Raw genomic sequence first — 15,599 nt, 5'->3', positions numbered from 1 at the left:
ATTTGCCTGGCGGCACTAGCGCGGTGGTCCCACCTGACCCCATGCCGAACTCAGAAGTGAAACGCCGTAGCGCCGATGGTAGTGTGGGGTCTCCCCATGCGAGAGTAGGGAACTGCCAGGCATCAAACCAGTGAAGAGGCCATCCGGAAGGATGGCCTTTTTGCGTTCAGATAAAATAAAAGGTCACACGCTCTATGCGCGTAACCAATGAAGAATAAAGCCAGCAATCTGAGCAATATCATTTATATCCAGCACCGGTACATCAAGTTCCAGTGCTACATCGCTGGCTACCGCGATGACATGCTCATCCAGTATAAGCTCTTGCAGATTATGCCCGCTGTCCTGTCGCCAGAGCATAATTTTTGCCACGGACTCATGTTTAAAACCTTCGACCAGAACTAAATCCAGTTTCGTTGCATCCATTCGACCAGCAAGATACGCCAGATCCAGACTGGTTTCATCTGGTGTTTCTGTCATCAGCGCCCAACGCTGCGAACTGGCGACCAAAGTCTGTGCTGCTCCCGCCTTGCGTAGCTCATAGCTATCTTTACCCGGTTTATCGACATCCATATCGTGGTGGGTATGTTTTATTAAGCCGGGACGGATACCATGAGCACAAAGCTCTGGAATTAACTTTTTGAGTAGCGTGGTCTTTCCTGTACCGCTCCATGCGGCAATAGCCAGTAGTGGGATCATAGTTACTCCTGCCAATGAGCCAGGTCTTCCGGGGTATTCACATTAGCGAAAGCGTCTTTAACATCGCTAAAATCCACCGCATGGCCGCCAGCCTCGCGCAGGAATACCATTACCCTGCGTTCACCGCGTGCCAGATATTCCTGTAAAGAGGGCATGATATCGCGATGAATTAGCGCGATAGTTGGATGATCCCGCTCGCCATCGTGGACCCAGACAGCCAAAGCCTGCTGACGGTTTCTCTGTAACCGTATGGCAAGATCTGCCGGTATATGAGGGGTATCGCAGGGACAGAAAAGGAACCATAGCCCAGAATGTTGCTGCATCACTGATAGAATTCCTGCCAGCGGCCCGGGATAATCACGTAGCGTATCGGTCAGCACTGGCAGGCCACTGGCACGATAGATATCGAGGTTTCGATTAGCGCTAATAACCATATCTGTCACCTGTGGCTTCAGTTTTTGCGCTACATGCTCCCAAAGTGGTTGGCCATTAAGTTGCAATAATCCCTTATCATTTCCTCCCATACGTGAGGCTTTCCCTCCCGCCAGAATTACGCCAGTTACCGTATCACTTACTGCCACCAGTATCGCCTCTTTTATTGTGGGTTTGACCCTGCTAACGTGTCTGTACCAAGAGTAAGGAGCACGAACATGAAATGTAAACGCCTGAACGAAGTTATCGAACTTCTCCAGCCTGCGTGGCAAAAAGAACCCGAGTTAAACTTAATGCAATTCTTGCAGAAACTGGCGCAAGAGTCAGGTTATGAGGGTAAACTGGTCGATTTAAGTGATGACATCCTGATCTATCATCTGAAAATGCGTGACTCAGCGAAAGATGCCGTCATCCCTGGTATTCAGAAGGATTATGAAGAGGATTTTAAAACCGCTCTGCTGCGCGCACGTGGCGTAATTAAAGAGTAAAAGCTTGTAAGCGGCGCCACTGAACGCGCCGCGAAATGGTATCCTGAATTATTCGTCGAATTTTCGGATGCCAGGATGACCCGTAACGCTTTTACTTTCCAGACACTACACCCCGACACCATCATGGATGCGCTATTTGCGCAGGGGATCCGTGTGGATTCTGGCCTTACTGCGCTAAATAGCTACGAAAACCGCGTTTATCAATTTCAGGACGAAGATCGCCGTCGTTATGTGGTGAAATTTTACCGTCCTGAACGCTGGTCGGCCGTGCAGATCCTTGAAGAGCACGAGTTTGCCCTGGATCTTCAGCGCGATGATGTACCGGTCGCCGCACCGCTTGCCTTTAATCACCAGACCCTACTTACTTATCAGGATTTCTATTTTGCTGTCTTCCCAAGCGTTGGCGGTCGGCAATTCGAAGCCGACAATCTGGATCAAATGGAATGGGTTGGCCGCTATCTCGGGCGACTGCATCAAACCGGCAGCAAAAAACGTTTTACTCATCGCCCGGATATTGGTGTTAAAGAGTATTTAATTGAACCCCGCCAGTTATTTGAAACCACCACGCTTATTCCTGCGTCGCTGAAAGAGGCATTTTTGAGCGCTGTTGATAAGCTTATTGATGCTGTTATGGATCAGTGGCACAGCCGTTTCAATCTCCTGCGTCTGCACGGAGACTGTCATGCCGGAAATATTCTCTGGCGTGACGGACCGATGTTTGTTGACTTAGACGATGCGCGTAATGGTCCTGCGGTACAGGATCTATGGATGCTGCTACATGGCGATAAAGCCGAGCAGCGTATGCAACTGGAGATGATCGTCGAAGCATATGAAGAGTTTTGTGAATTTAATCGTGCCGAGCTTGGCCTGATTGAGCCTCTTCGCGCCATGCGTCAGGTGTACTATCTGGCGTGGCTTATTCGTCGCTGGGACGATCCGGCGTTTCCGAAAAACTTTCCATGGCTGCGCAGTGAAGATCACTGGCGCAGGCAAACTTCGATTTTTCTGGATCAGGTGAATGTTCTGCAAGAACCACCTTTAGCATTAACACCAATGTATTAAATGGAGAGAATTAACCATGAAGAAGATCTTTTTGGCGCTGGCAGGAATGATTCTGGCTTTTAGCGCCGTAGCTGCTCAACCTACTGATGGTAAGCAGTTTATTACGCTTGATAAGCCGGTGGCAGGGGAGCCGCAGGTCCTTGAGTTCTTTTCGTTCTATTGCCCGCATTGCTATGACTTTGAACAGGTGTGGCATGTTGCCAGCGCTGTGAAAGAAAAGCTGCCGCAGGGCACCAAAATGACCAAGTACCATGTTGAATTTCTGGGGCCACTGGGTAAAGAAATGACCCAGGCCTGGGCGGTTGCAATGGCGCTTGGTGTGGAAGATAAAATTACTTCCCCGATGTTTGAAGCGGTACAAAAAACGCAGACTGTTCAGTCCGTTGCTGATATCCGCGATGTCTTCATCAGCGCTGGCGTAAAAGGCGAAGAGTATGATGCGGCGTGGAACAGCTTCGTGGTGAAATCACTGGTTGCTCAGCAGGAAAAAGCGGCTGCTGACCTTCAATTGCAGGGCGTTCCGGCCATGTTTGTTAACGGCAAATACCAGGTTAACCAGCAGGGCATGGACGGCAGCAGTCTGGATGCTTTCGTGAAAGACTACGCAGATACTGTAAAATATCTGGTAGAGAAGAAGTAAAAAATAGCGCCGGTCAATGACCGGCGTTTTTATATTGCGCTTTTATCGCGTCTATATGTTCATCTTTGTCGGACCATAATTTATTCAGCCATTGCTGAAAACCGCGTTTAAAATTCTTGTCGTTGACGTAATCGCCATGCAGTTCTTCATTCACCGGCAGCAAATTAATACGTACGACAATGCGTGTCAGCTTGCCGCTGAGCATATCAAAGAAAGGCGTCTTATCATTTTCCGGGTAGCACAAAGTAACATCCAGCAGCTTATCAAACTGTTCTCCCAGCACGTTCAGCGCCATGGCAATACCGGCCGCTTTTGGTGGCAAAAGATTTTTGAAGGGGGAACGTGTCTGGCGACGTTTTTCCTCGGTAAAGCGCGAGCCTTCCACGAAATTCACAATCGTTGTGGGATGATGGCGAAACTTCTCACACGAGCGCCGTGTGGTTTCCACATCTTTGCCGCGGCGTTCCGGGTGACGGAGCAGATAGCTTCTGGAGTAGCGGCGCATAAATGGCATATCCAGCGCCCAGCAGGCAAGCCCGATAAAGGGTACCCAGGCGAGTTGTTGCTTAAGGAAATATTTATTCATCGGGATATGTTTGCGGAACAGCACGCATAACACCACGATATCTGCCCAGCTATGGTGATTGCAGATCAGCAAATACCAGTTCTTTTTATTCAGCCCTTCCAGCCCTTCAACATCCCATTTTAAATGCGGATTGAGATGCAGCAGCCATGAGAGGCCTACACACCAGCAATACATCATGAAATTACAGAAGGCTGAGATCGCTCTCCACAATACCGGCACTGGAAGCAGCAGCTTGAGTAAGCCGGCGACAATAATTGGCACGGAGCAAAAAATAGTAACCAGTATGGTAAGCAGGACACTCATAAACAGAGTGAATACTGCAAGCAATCTCGACATAGTTAAAGTATTCAGAAAGTTAGCTGCTAAAGCCACACAATAAAGAAGAGTAAGGCGCTGATTTTACCAGAAAACCCAATGCGGGAATGCTTAAACCTTGCTGGTAATACCTGGTGCCTCTGGAATAGAGAATGCCAATTGACTTTTCTTATATCCACATAGAGTAAATTGCCATCAAAAGGCAATAATGATCTTTTGTCTTTGTGTAACTTATTAAATATAAAGTAATTGTGTTTTTTTACGATCGACAGAAGGGCACAAAAATCCAGCCGAACAGAAACTATTCACAAACTTATCCACAGGTTTATTGTGCGAGCGATCCCGACGATCGCGAAATCTTTTCCGGCAAATACCGTGAAAAACTCATGTTTTCTCCCTGTCTGTGGCATCCTTTAGCTATAAATTGATAAACAGGCACGGACATCATGGTTCAGATCCCAGAAAACCCACTTATCCTTGTTGACGGCTCGTCTTACCTCTATCGCGCATATCATGCGTTCCCGCCGCTGACTAACAGCGCCGGAGAGCCCACCGGTGCCATGTATGGCGTACTGAATATGCTGCGTAGCCTGATCCTGCAATATCAGCCGACTCATGCCGCCGTGGTATTTGATGCGAAGGGAAAAACCTTCCGTGATGAGCTGTTTGAGCATTACAAATCCCATCGTCCTCCGATGCCAGACGATCTGCGTGCGCAAATAGAACCGCTGCACGCCATGGTTAAAGCGATGGGCCTGCCGCTATTGGCGGTTTCTGGCGTGGAAGCGGATGATGTGATCGGCACGCTGGCGCGAGAAGCCGAGAAAATGGGGCGTCCGGTGTTGATCAGTACCGGTGATAAAGATATGGCGCAACTGGTAACGCCGGGTATCACATTGATCAATACTATGACCAACACCATTCTTGGTCCGGATGAGGTTGTCACCAAATATGGTGTACCACCTGAACTGATCATCGATTTCCTGGCGCTGATGGGCGACTCCTCCGATAACATTCCGGGCGTTCCTGGTGTGGGTGAGAAAACCGCGCAGGCGCTGCTACAGGGGCTGGGTGGTCTGGATACGCTGTATGCTGAATCAGATAAAATTGCCGGATTGACTTTCCGTGGTGCGAAAACCATGGCCGCGAAGCTGGAGCAGAATAAAGAGGTGGCGTACCTCTCTTATCAACTGGCGACCATCAAAACCGATGTCGAACTGGAACTGACGTGTGAGCAACTGGAAGTGCTGCAGCCTGCGGCTCAGGAACTGCTTGGGTTGTTTAAGCAATATGAATTCAAACGCTGGATAACCGATGTCGAAGCCGGTAAATGGTTGCAGGCGAGAGGCGCAAAACCCACAGCGAAACCGCAGGAAACCATTGTGGTGGAAGCGGAAGCTGATATGCCAGCTGCCACACTCTCTGCGGAACAGTACGTCACTATTCTTGACGAAGAGACGTTGCAACAATGGATCGCGAAACTGAAGAGCGCGCCGCTGTTTGCCTTTGATACTGAAACGGACAGCCTCGATAATATCAGTGCTAATCTGGTTGGCCTCTCCTTTGCGATTGAACCCGGCGTCGCCGCTTATGTGCCGGTCGCGCATGATTACCTTGATGCACCTGACCAAATCGCCCGCGATCGTGTGTTAGAGCTGCTCAAACCGCTGCTGGAAGATGAGAATGCCCGCAAGGTAGGGCAAAACCTGAAATACGATCGCGGTGTGCTGGAAAACTACGGCATTGAGCTGCGCGGGATCGCGTTCGACACCATGCTCGAATCCTATACGCTGGATAGCGTTGTCGGTCGCCACGATATGGACAGCCTGTCTGAACGCTGGCTGCAGCATAAAACCATCACCTTCGAAGAGATTGCCGGCAAGGGTAAAAACCAGCTCACTTTTAACCAAATCGATCTGGAGCAGGCGGGGCGCTACGCGGCGGAAGATGCTGATGTCACGCTGCAATTGCATCTGAAGATGTGGCTGGAGTTGCAAAAAAATGCCGGGCCGCTGAATGTATTCCAGAATATCGAAATGCCGCTGGTTCCTGTGCTCTCGCGCATTGAACGTAACGGCGTCAATATTGATCCTGCTGTGTTACATAAGCACTCCGAAGAGCTGACATTGCGTCTGGCTGAGTTGGAGAAAAAAGCGCACGACATTGCAGGTGAGCCATTTAACCTCTCATCAACCAAGCAGCTGCAAACTATTCTGTTTGAAAAACAGGGGATTAAACCGCTGAAGAAAACGCCGGGCGGCGCGCCTTCAACGTCAGAAGAGGTACTGGAAGAGCTGGCGCTGGATTACCCGTTGCCGAAAGTCATTCTGGAATACCGTGGGTTGGCCAAACTCAAGTCAACCTACACCGACAAACTGCCGCTGATGATTAATCCAAAAACCGGGCGCGTACACACCTCGTATCATCAGGCGGTGACGGCAACCGGGCGTTTATCATCTACCGATCCAAACCTGCAAAACATTCCGGTACGTAATGATGAAGGGCGACGTATTCGCCAGGCGTTTATTGCGCCGAAAGATTATGTGATTGTCTCGGCAGACTACTCGCAAATCGAACTGCGAATTATGGCGCATTTATCGCGCGATAAAGGCCTGCTGTCAGCCTTTGCTGAAGGTAAAGATATTCACCGGGCGACCGCTGCCGAAGTCTTCGGCTTGCCGCTGGAAAGCGTAAGCAATGAACAGCGTCGCAGCGCGAAAGCGATCAACTTTGGTTTGATCTACGGAATGAGCGCCTTTGGTTTGTCCCGACAACTTAATATTCCGCGTAAAGAGTCGCAGAAGTACATGGATCTTTACTTTGAGCGTTATCCTGGTGTGCTGGAGTATATGGAGCGCACACGGGCGCAGGCGAAAGATCGCGGTTATGTGGAAACACTGGATGGTCGTCGCCTCTATCTGCCGGACATCAAATCCAGCAATGCTGCCCGACGCGCAGGAGCGGAGCGTGCAGCAATCAACGCCCCGATGCAGGGTACGGCGGCCGATATCATCAAACGGGCAATGATCGCCGTTGATGGCTGGCTGCAAAGCGAAAAACCTCGTGTGCGTATGATCATGCAGGTACACGATGAACTGGTGTTCGAAGTGCATAAAGATGATGTTGATGCAGTGTCGAAAAAGATCCATGAACTGATGGAAAGTAGCACCACGCTTGATGTGCCTTTGCTGGTAGAAGTGGGGAGCGGGCAAAACTGGGATCAAGCGCACTAAGCGTTCGGTGAATAAGGGACTTTTTCTGTAAGTAAGCAACATATCGCCGACAGTTTTGTGACAATCATTAGAATTCCATATGTAAAAAGTGAAAAGAAATTACAAAAAATGCTTTGTCAGGATCCAAAAAGGGAGTAGAGTTATTTGCGTAGGGTACAGAGGTAAGATGTTCTATCTTTCAGACCTTTTACTTCACGTAATCGGATTTGGCTGAATATTTAGCCGCCCCAGTCAGTAATGACTGGGGCGTTTTTTATTGCGCGAAAGAAAAAGCGCGGCGGACGCCGCACCTGGGGTTTATGCGTCGGTTTCTTCAACCGGCGGCAGGGAACTGAACCAGCTGTCCAGCTTTTCACGCAGTTTATCCACGCCCTGTTTTTTCAGTGAAGAGAATGCTTCTACCTGTACTTCACCGTTAAAAGCCAGCACTGCTTCCCGTACCATATTAAGCTGCGTTTTACGCGCGCCGCTGGCCAGTTTGTCCGCTTTGGTCAGCAGCACGAGAACCTGCAAGTTGCTCTCTACTGCCCATGAGATCATCTGTTGATCGAGATCTTTTAACGGATGGCGAATGTCCATCAGCACCACCAGTCCCTGCAAACACTGGCGTTTTTCCAGATATTCACCCAATGCACGTTGCCATTTGAGTTTCATCTCTTCCGGCACTTCGGCGTAGCCGTAACCCGGCAAATCGACGAGGCGCTTACCATCGGCAACTTCAAACAGGTTAATCAGCTGCGTACGTCCGGGGGTTTTTGAGGTGCGCGCCAGGTTTTTCTGTTGAGTTAATGTGTTTAGCGCGCTCGATTTACCTGCATTGGAACGGCCGGCAAAAGCCACTTCAACGCCGGTATCGGCAGGCAAGTGGCGAATATCAGGCGCACTGGTGACAAAATGCGTCTTTTGGTAATTCAGGTTTGTCAAAACGGTCGTCTCCATCATCAAAGCATGCGGCGATTATACCTGAACCGGAACAAAAGGCTGTTTTTCTCGCCAGAAACCTGTCTGGCAGCCGTAAGCCATTACCGCGCCATTTGTAAGATATTGGCTCTTCCAGCTATGCGAACTTTCAGAGAAATTTCAGGTTGATAAATGGATAAGAATATTTTAATCAATAACTTATGTTTGAAGAATAGTCTGAAACTGGCGTTTTAACCCTGTTAATGCTTGTCTGTTTAGCTCAGAAGGGTAAAGTAACCTTCACAAGGCAGGAGGCCTGAAAGGGAAGGAAGACTCAAGGATCGAGGGGTCGGGAGCGCCAGGAGGCGAAGACCACAGGATAACGTCAGGAGATGTTTGCAAGGAAGGGACCTCAACAGGGAACGTTCTTAGCTAAGGGACAAACAGGGTACGTTGACAGCAAACAGGGAATGTAAAGCCCGCTACGGGTTGAAGGTCAAGAAAAAAGGCGACGGTTTACACTGTCGCCTTTTTTCTTTGCTTGCTTTCTGCTAGATTCCGCCGCAATTCTATACTGAAGAAAACGACTTAAGACGACCATTATGAAAAAACCGTCCTCCAATCCGCGCAGCAAAGTGCGCCGTAAAACCCGTGAAGAATTGAATCAGGAAGGCCGCGATCGTAAGCGTGAGAAAAAGCATCGCGGTAATGTCTCTGGCAGCCGTGCGAACGGTGGCGGTGAGTCTTCTGGCACCGGTAAAGGCAAGTTGCAGAAAGACCCGCGCGTTGGCAGCAAAAAACCGATCCCGCTGGGTGTCACCGACACACCGGTCAACAAGCAGCACAAACCTAAGAGCGAGAAACCTATGCTTTCACCGCAGGCTGAGTTGGAGATGCTGGAAACGGATGAGCGCCTGGATGCGCTACTGGAACGTCTTGAAGAGGGTGAAACCCTGAGCGCTGACGATCAAGCGTGGGTTAACGCCAAACTGGACCGCATCGATGAGTTGATGCAGAAACTGGGCCTTTCTTACGATGATGAAGACGAAGAAGAAGAGGAAGGCCGGGAAGATATGATGCGCCTGCTGAAAGGCGGCAACTGATCCTTTTCTATGGGCTTTCCCGTCCTGCTTATAACCCTTCCGGTTATATGTTATCTGGTGTGGTTATTCGTTAAACTACAGCGGTTGTCGCAGCGCAGAGTCTGGCTGCGCAACCGGCTTATGACCCGCAACGAGGTCAGGCCGGGCCGCCGGAACCGCCAGCGGCGTCATCGGAAGGAGTAAGCAATGTCAGAGCAAATTATCGACTGGGATCTGGCCCTGATCCAGAAATATAACTATTCCGGGCCGCGCTACACGTCCTATCCCACCGCGCTGGAGTTTTCAGACGCTTACGGTGAAGAGGATTTCCGCCAGGCGGTTGCACGTTATCCTGAGCGTCCGCTGTCGCTGTATGTGCATATTCCGTTTTGCCACAAGCTTTGCTACTTCTGCGGCTGCAATAAAATCGTTACCCGCCAGCAGCATAAGGCCGATCAATATCTCGATGCGCTGGAACAGGAGATCGCCCATCGCGCGCCGCTGTTTCGCGGTCGCCACGTCAGCCAGTTGCATTGGGGCGGCGGTACGCCAACGTACCTCAACAAAACGCAAATCAGCCGCCTGATGGGGCTGCTGCGCAGTCATTTTGATTTCAATACCGACGCAGAGATCTCTATTGAGGTCGATCCTCGTGAAATTGAACTCGACGTGCTTGACCATTTGCGTGCGGAAGGCTTTAACCGCCTGAGTATGGGCGTGCAGGATTTCAACAAAGAGGTGCAAAGGCTGGTCAACCGCGAGCAGGACGAAGAGTTTATCTTTGCGCTGCTCAACCACGCCCGCGAGATTGGTTTTACCTCAACCAATATCGATCTGATTTATGGGTTGCCAAAACAGACGCCGGAAAGCTTCGCCTTTACGCTACAACGTGTTGCAGAGCTTAGCCCGGATCGCCTGAGCGTCTTCAACTATGCGCATCTGCCGACGCTGTTTGCCGCGCAACGCAAAATCAAAGACGCCGATCTGCCTTCGGCGCAGCAGAAGCTCGATATTTTGCAACAAACCATCGTTTCGCTGACCGGCTCCGGTTATCAGTTTATCGGTATGGATCACTTCGCCCGCCCGGATGATGAGCTGGCGATTGCCCAGCGCGACGGCGTTTTGCACCGTAACTTCCAAGGCTACACCACGCAAGGCGACAGCGATTTGCTGGGGCTGGGTGTTTCCGCCATCAGCATGATCGGCGACAGCTATGCGCAAAACCAGAAAGAGTTGAAGCTCTACTACAAGCAGGTTGACGAACGTGGCGACGCGTTGTGGCGCGGTATTGCGCTTACCCGCGACGACTGTATTCGCCGCGATGTGATTAAAGGCCTGATTTGTAATTTCCGGCTGGATTTCAGTACAACGGAACGCGTCTGGGATCTTAATTTCCGCGACTATTTTGCTGAAGACTTACGCCTGTTAGCGCCGCTGGTGAACGATGGGCTGGTGGAGATGAATGAGCAGGGGATACAGGTGACGCCGAAAGGGCGTTTGCTGATCCGCAATATCTGTATGTGCTTTGATGCGTATTTGCGCCAGAAAGCGCGTATGCAGCAGTTCTCAAGGGTAATTTAAGTGACAGCGTTATCAGGCCAGGGCAAAAACCACTGGCCTGAAACGCATAGCGCCTTGCGGCGGCGGCAAGCAAAACTAGCTAAACAGCCCAACCAGCGCGGCGCAAAGAACAGCCGCGATAGCCGTTTGCGGTGTGTGGCTTGCTGATGCGCCAGCTTCGACGCCCGCACTGATCACACTGATAATTGATTCCAGCATCATGAACTCCCCCGTGAACGGGCAAGATCATACTTCACTGCGATAAACAGTAAAGCGCAAAATAGCGTCAATTTGCGGCTGAGATTCATAATTTACATTTCACCCGCTCGTTACTCCATTCCCAGCTCTTTCAACTTGCGTGTCAGAGTATTACGTCCCCAGCCAAGCAAGCGCGCCGCTTCCTGTTTATGCCCCTGAGTATGGCGCAGCGCGGTGGTCAGCAATGTCCGTTCCATCTCCGGTTGCGCTTCAGAAAGCAGGTTTTGATGTCCGGAACGCAATGCCCGATCGGCCCACTGCGCCAGCAGCGTTGCCCAACTGTCAGGCAAACTCTGCGACGGGCTGTCCGGCACCGTGGTTTCAAACAGTTCACTGGGCAGGTCCTGGATCAGCACTTCCTGGCCCGCAGCCATCACCGTTAACCAGCGACAGGTGTTCTCAAGCTGGCGTACGTTACCCGGCCAGGCCAGACGTGTGAGCGCCGCTTCGGTTTCCGGATGCAACTGCTTGGCTTCCACTCCCAGTTCACGTGCCGCTACCTGCAAGAAATGACGCGCAAGGCGAGGAATGTCTTCCCGGCGTTCGCGCAGCGGCGGCAAGTGGACGCGAATAACGTTCAACCGGTGGAACAAGTCCTCACGGAATTTGCCTTCCTGAACGCGCAGCTCCAGATTCTGGTGCGTCGCCGCAATAATGCGCACATCAACCTTTACCGGCGCGTAGCCGCCGACACGATAGAACTGACCATCGGCCAGCACGCGCAACAAACGGGTTTGCACATCCAGCGGCATGTCGCCGATCTCGTCGAGAAACAGCGTCCCGCCATCAGCCTGTTCAAAACGCCCCTGGCGGATCGTGTTCGCACCGGTAAAGGCACCTTTCTCGTGGCCAAACAGTTCTGATTCAATCAGATCTTTGGGAATTGCCGCCATATTCAGGGCGATAAATGGCGCTTTCACTCGCGGGCTATGGCGATGCAGCGCATGCGCCACCAGTTCTTTACCGGTCCCTGATTCGCCGTTAATCAGGACGCTAATCGACGAGCGCGACAGGCGACCGATAATGCGAAACACATCCTGCATCGCCGGCGCTTCGCCGATAATATCGGTGGTTGGGCCGCTGGCCTGTATATTGCGCGGCTGCTGCTGTTCCTGATAATGGCTGATCGCGCGTTCAACCAGCGCGACGGCTTCATCGATATCAAAAGGTTTGGGTAGGTAATCAAAAGCCCCTTGCTGATAAGCACTTACCGCCGCATCCAGATCGGAATGCGCGGTCATAATGATGACCGGGAGCATTGGATGGCGCTGTTTGATCTGTTTTAACAGTGCAAGTCCATCCATCCCTGGCATACGAATATCCGAAAGCAGTACATCCGGGGTTTTGGTGGTGAGCGCATCAAGCACTTCATTGGCACTTTCAAACGTTGTACAACTCAAGCCTGCCCCGCTGAGCGCGCGTTCCAGCACCCAACGGATGGAGCTATCGTCATCAACGATCCAGACTATCCCTCGTTGCATAAACACCTCTACTTCCGAATAGGCAGAAATACCGAGAATTCGGTATGACCTGGCCAACTGGTGAATTCAATTTTGCCAGAATGTTGATCAATCAAACTGCGTGCGATAGATAATCCCAGCCCGGTGCCGCCCTCACGCCCGCTCACCATGGGATAGAACAGCGTATCCTGGAGATGCGACGGAATACCTGGGCCGTTATCTTCCACATCTATTCTCGCCGCGAGGCGATAGCGAATTCCGTGCAGCGTTAACTGGAAGGCGGTACGGGTACGAAGAATAATTTCGCCCCCTTCCGGCCCCAGCGCCTGCAGAGCGTTGCGGACGATATTCAGTAAAACCTGTTCAATTTGGTCTGGATCGTGGGCCAACTCCGGCAAACTTGGATCGTAATCGCGAACCAGCGTTACGTTGTCCGGCAGTTCCATCGACACCAGTTTCACCACGCGTTCGGCAACTTTGTGGATGCTTTCGGTAACATGCATTCCCGGCTGCTGCGGCCCTAACAGACGATCCACCAGATTTCGCAGACGGTCGGCCTGCTCAATAATGACTTTGGTGTATTCCATTAGCGCCGGATCGGGCAGCGCTTTGCTAAGCAGTTGCGCCGCACCGCGTAACCCGCCAAGCGGGTTCTTGATTTCATGCGCCAGTCCACGCACCAGATCACGCGCAGCCACCTGTTGGGCGTGCTGCAATTGTTCCTGGCTCAGACGTCGCTGATTATCCATTGGCGCCATTTCCAGCAGGACTAAACCGTCCGGTAAACGTTGCGCCGTCAGCGACAAAATATGTGAGCGACCATCGATCACAAGAGTCACTTCGTTATCGGTAAAACCCTGACCTGCATGCAAACTTTCACGCATCAAATCGATATTCAGTGAAAAGTAGCTCAGCAGTTCAGGCAGCGGTGTGCCGAATAATTTACGCGAACTCTGCGCCAGCAATTGCTGTGCCGCAGGGTTGGCGTAATGCACCGCCAGTTCGTCATCAACCAGTAAGATACTGTTGATCAAAGAATTGAGGATCTGCCCAGCATCGGGCAGCGCGCCACTTGCCATTTAGCAGTCTCCCGGAGATATGCACTAATTTAGTGCAGTATAGCTTTTTATAGGTAAAAAATGCGTCAGAACAGAGTGTTGGTGGAGAAAAAAGCCCATCCAGGGATGGGCTAAAAGTTCCACGGCAACAAAATATCCTAACGTCTTTCACGTTACAGCGGTGTTGGCTGCCCTCATTCACCCGAATCACTTAGTAGACTATGCTCATCGGGATTCATTCGGTTGCCGCCTTGCTGCAACGCGAAATCCGTTGGATCTTCAGTAATACGATTAAACGCTGTAGTACAGTTCGAACTCTACCGGGTGCGGCGTCATGCGAACGCGGTCGTTCTCTTCCAGACGCAGCGCGATGTAAGCATCGATAGCGTCGTCGGTGAACACGCCACCGGCTGTCAGGAACTCGCGGTCAGCATCCAGCGCGTTGAGCGCTTCTTCCAGAGAGCCTGCAACCTGCGGGATCTCTTTCGCTTCTTCCGGCGGCAGGTCATACAGGTTTTTGTCCATTGCTTCGCCCGGGTGGATTTTGTTTTTAATACCATCCAGACCGGCCATCATCAGTGCTGCGAAGCACAGGTACGGGTTAGCCGCCGGATCCGGGAAGCGCACTTCGATACGGCGTGCTTTCGGAGAGGCAACGACCGGAATACGGATAGAAGCTGAACGGTTACGGGCAGAGTAAGCCAGCATTACCGGCGCTTCATAACCCGGGACCAGACGTTTGTAGGAGTTGGTGGTCGGGTTAGACAGGGCGTTGATAGCTTTAGCGTGTTTGATTACGCCGCCGATGTAGTACAGCGCCATTTCAGACAGGCCTGCGTATTTGTCGCCAGAGAACAGGTTAGTACCGTTCTTGGACAGGGACATGTGGCAGTGCATACCGGAACCGTTATCACCGAACATTGGTTTCGGCATAAAGGTCGCGGTTTTACCGAAGCGGTGAGCAACGTTGTGTACCACATATTTGTAGATCTGAATTTCGTCCGCTTTTTTGGTCATGGTATTGAAGCGGGTAGCCACTTCGTTCTGACCAGCAGTTGCCACTTCGTGGTGGTGAGCTTCAACAACCAGGCCCATCTCTTCCATCACCAGACACATGGTGGAACGCAGATCCTGTGATGAATCAACCGGCGGAACCGGGAAGTAACCGCCTTTAACAGCCGGACGGTGACCTTTGTTACCACCTTCGTATTTGGTGGAGGTGTTCCATGCGCCTTCGATATCATCGATAGCAACGCTGGAACCGGAAATGGAGCTGCCAAAACGAACGTCGTCGAACAGGAAGAATTCCGGCTCAGGCCCAAACAGAACGGTGTCTGCCAGACCGGTAGAACGCAGGTACTCTTCAGCGCGTTTTGCGATGGAACGCGGGTCGCGGTCGTAACCCTGCATGGTGCCTGGTTCGAGGATATCGCAACGGATGATCAGCGTTGTTTCTTCGTAGAACGGGTCAATGACAGCGGTAGTCGCGTCCGGCATCAGCACCATGTCTGATTCGTTGATGCCTTTCCAGCCACCAATCGAAGAACCATCAAACATTTTGCCTTCTTCAAAGAAGTCAGCATTAACCTGATGGGCTGGGATAGTGACGTGCTGTTCTTTACCTTTGGTATCGGTGAAGCGCAGATCAACAAACTTCACTTCGTGCTCATTCAGCATCGTCAAAACGTGTTCAGCGGACATACTTAAACTCTCCCGGATTTGTCATTGTCGTCGTGGTAACGAGGTCTTCAAATACTGCGTGAAACCTGGCGTAGTTGCCGTAAAATAGATAAAGCGAAATCTATGCCAACTTTTAAATGCCCCTCAAA

14 protein-coding genes and 1 rRNA gene are annotated in these 15,599 nt (G+C 51.3%); 7 read left to right on the top strand and 8 right to left on the bottom strand.

Features of this window, described 5'->3' with window-relative positions; all coding sequences use genetic code 11:
- The first annotated feature begins 5 nt into the window (after positions 1–5).
- Positions 6–121: ribosomal RNA gene (gene rrf, locus CWM66_RS25120) — 5S ribosomal RNA — on the top strand.
- A gap of 71 nt (positions 122–192) precedes the next feature.
- On the opposite strand, the gene mobB is transcribed toward rrf, so the two are convergent.
- Together mobB and mobA are read right to left on the bottom strand one after the other, a co-directional pair.
- A complete protein-coding gene (gene mobB, locus CWM66_RS25115) occupies positions 193–696 on the bottom strand; it encodes a molybdopterin-guanine dinucleotide biosynthesis protein MobB (protein ID WP_007369347.1) in 504 nt (167 codons plus the stop codon).
- 2 nt (positions 697–698) lie between these two features.
- Complete coding sequence (gene mobA / locus CWM66_RS25110; RefSeq protein ID WP_072441458.1) at positions 699–1,277, bottom strand: molybdenum cofactor guanylyltransferase MobA; 579 nt, start codon at positions 1,275–1,277, stop codon at positions 699–701.
- A 69-nt stretch (positions 1,278–1,346) separates the two neighbouring features.
- Here mobA and CWM66_RS25105 point away from each other — a divergent pair, with 69 nt between their 5' ends.
- The 3 genes from CWM66_RS25105 to dsbA all read left to right on the top strand — a co-directional run bounded on the left by CWM66_RS25105 (position 1,347) and on the right by dsbA (position 3,318).
- On the top strand, positions 1,347–1,616 hold the full coding sequence (locus CWM66_RS25105; RefSeq protein WP_107147531.1) for a YihD family protein: 270 nt from the start codon (positions 1,347–1,349) through the stop codon (positions 1,614–1,616).
- Positions 1,617–1,691: 75 nt separating this feature from the next.
- Positions 1,692–2,678, top strand: a complete 987-nt coding sequence (locus CWM66_RS25100; RefSeq protein ID WP_007369344.1) for a serine/threonine protein kinase — start codon at positions 1,692–1,694, stop codon at positions 2,676–2,678.
- Between the two features lie 16 nt (positions 2,679–2,694).
- A complete protein-coding gene (gene dsbA / locus CWM66_RS25095) occupies positions 2,695–3,318 on the top strand; it encodes a thiol:disulfide interchange protein DsbA (RefSeq protein WP_007369343.1) in 624 nt (207 codons plus the stop codon).
- Between the two features lie 13 nt (positions 3,319–3,331).
- Here the strand turns inward: dsbA and CWM66_RS25090 are convergent, their stop codons facing one another.
- Entirely contained in the window at positions 3,332–4,240 is a 909-nt protein-coding gene (locus CWM66_RS25090) for an acyltransferase (RefSeq protein WP_035890352.1), read from the bottom strand.
- A 425-nt stretch (positions 4,241–4,665) separates the two neighbouring features.
- On the opposite strand from CWM66_RS25090, the gene polA reads away from it, so the two are divergent.
- Positions 4,666–7,452 (top strand): DNA polymerase I, encoded by a 2,787-nt coding sequence (gene polA / locus CWM66_RS25085; RefSeq protein WP_107147529.1) that lies wholly within the window; start codon positions 4,666–4,668, stop codon positions 7,450–7,452.
- Positions 7,453–7,749: 297 nt separating this feature from the next.
- On the opposite strand, the gene yihA is transcribed toward polA, so the two are convergent.
- Positions 7,750–8,376, bottom strand: coding sequence for a ribosome biogenesis GTP-binding protein YihA/YsxC (gene yihA, locus CWM66_RS25080; RefSeq protein WP_107147533.1), 627 nt, complete (start codon positions 8,374–8,376; stop codon positions 7,750–7,752).
- A gap of 578 nt (positions 8,377–8,954) precedes the next feature.
- Here yihA and yihI point away from each other — a divergent pair.
- Together yihI and hemN are read left to right on the top strand one after the other, a co-directional pair.
- Positions 8,955–9,455, top strand: coding sequence for a Der GTPase-activating protein YihI (gene yihI, locus CWM66_RS25075; RefSeq protein WP_071921744.1), 501 nt, complete (start codon positions 8,955–8,957; stop codon positions 9,453–9,455).
- Positions 9,456–9,641: 186 nt separating this feature from the next.
- Complete coding sequence (hemN, locus tag CWM66_RS25070; RefSeq protein WP_079517152.1) at positions 9,642–11,015, top strand: oxygen-independent coproporphyrinogen III oxidase; 1,374 nt, start codon at positions 9,642–9,644, stop codon at positions 11,013–11,015.
- A 75-nt stretch (positions 11,016–11,090) separates the two neighbouring features.
- On the opposite strand, the gene CWM66_RS28825 is transcribed toward hemN, so the two are convergent.
- The 4 genes from CWM66_RS28825 to glnA form a co-directional block, all read right to left on the bottom strand.
- A complete protein-coding gene (locus CWM66_RS28825) occupies positions 11,091–11,213 on the bottom strand; it encodes a YshB family small membrane protein (protein WP_146159948.1) in 123 nt (40 codons plus the stop codon).
- Positions 11,214–11,323: 110 nt separating this feature from the next.
- Complete coding sequence (glnG, locus tag CWM66_RS25065) at positions 11,324–12,733, bottom strand: nitrogen regulation protein NR(I) (protein ID WP_007369336.1); 1,410 nt, start codon at positions 12,731–12,733, stop codon at positions 11,324–11,326.
- 8 nt (positions 12,734–12,741) lie between these two features.
- Positions 12,742–13,791 (bottom strand): nitrogen regulation protein NR(II), encoded by a 1,050-nt coding sequence (gene glnL / locus CWM66_RS25060; RefSeq protein WP_007369335.1) that lies wholly within the window; start codon positions 13,789–13,791, stop codon positions 12,742–12,744.
- A 270-nt stretch (positions 13,792–14,061) separates the two neighbouring features.
- On the bottom strand, positions 14,062–15,471 hold the full coding sequence (gene glnA, locus CWM66_RS25055; protein ID WP_007369334.1) for a glutamate--ammonia ligase: 1,410 nt from the start codon (positions 15,469–15,471) through the stop codon (positions 14,062–14,064).
- Positions 15,472–15,599 lie beyond the last annotated feature (128 nt).

The organism is Kosakonia sp. H7A, assembly GCF_003028445.1.
GTDB lineage: Bacteria > Pseudomonadota > Gammaproteobacteria > Enterobacterales > Enterobacteriaceae > Kosakonia > Kosakonia radicincitans.
The sequence above is the reverse complement of the archived record's forward strand: the minus strand, read 5'-3'. Positions and strand labels throughout refer to the sequence as shown.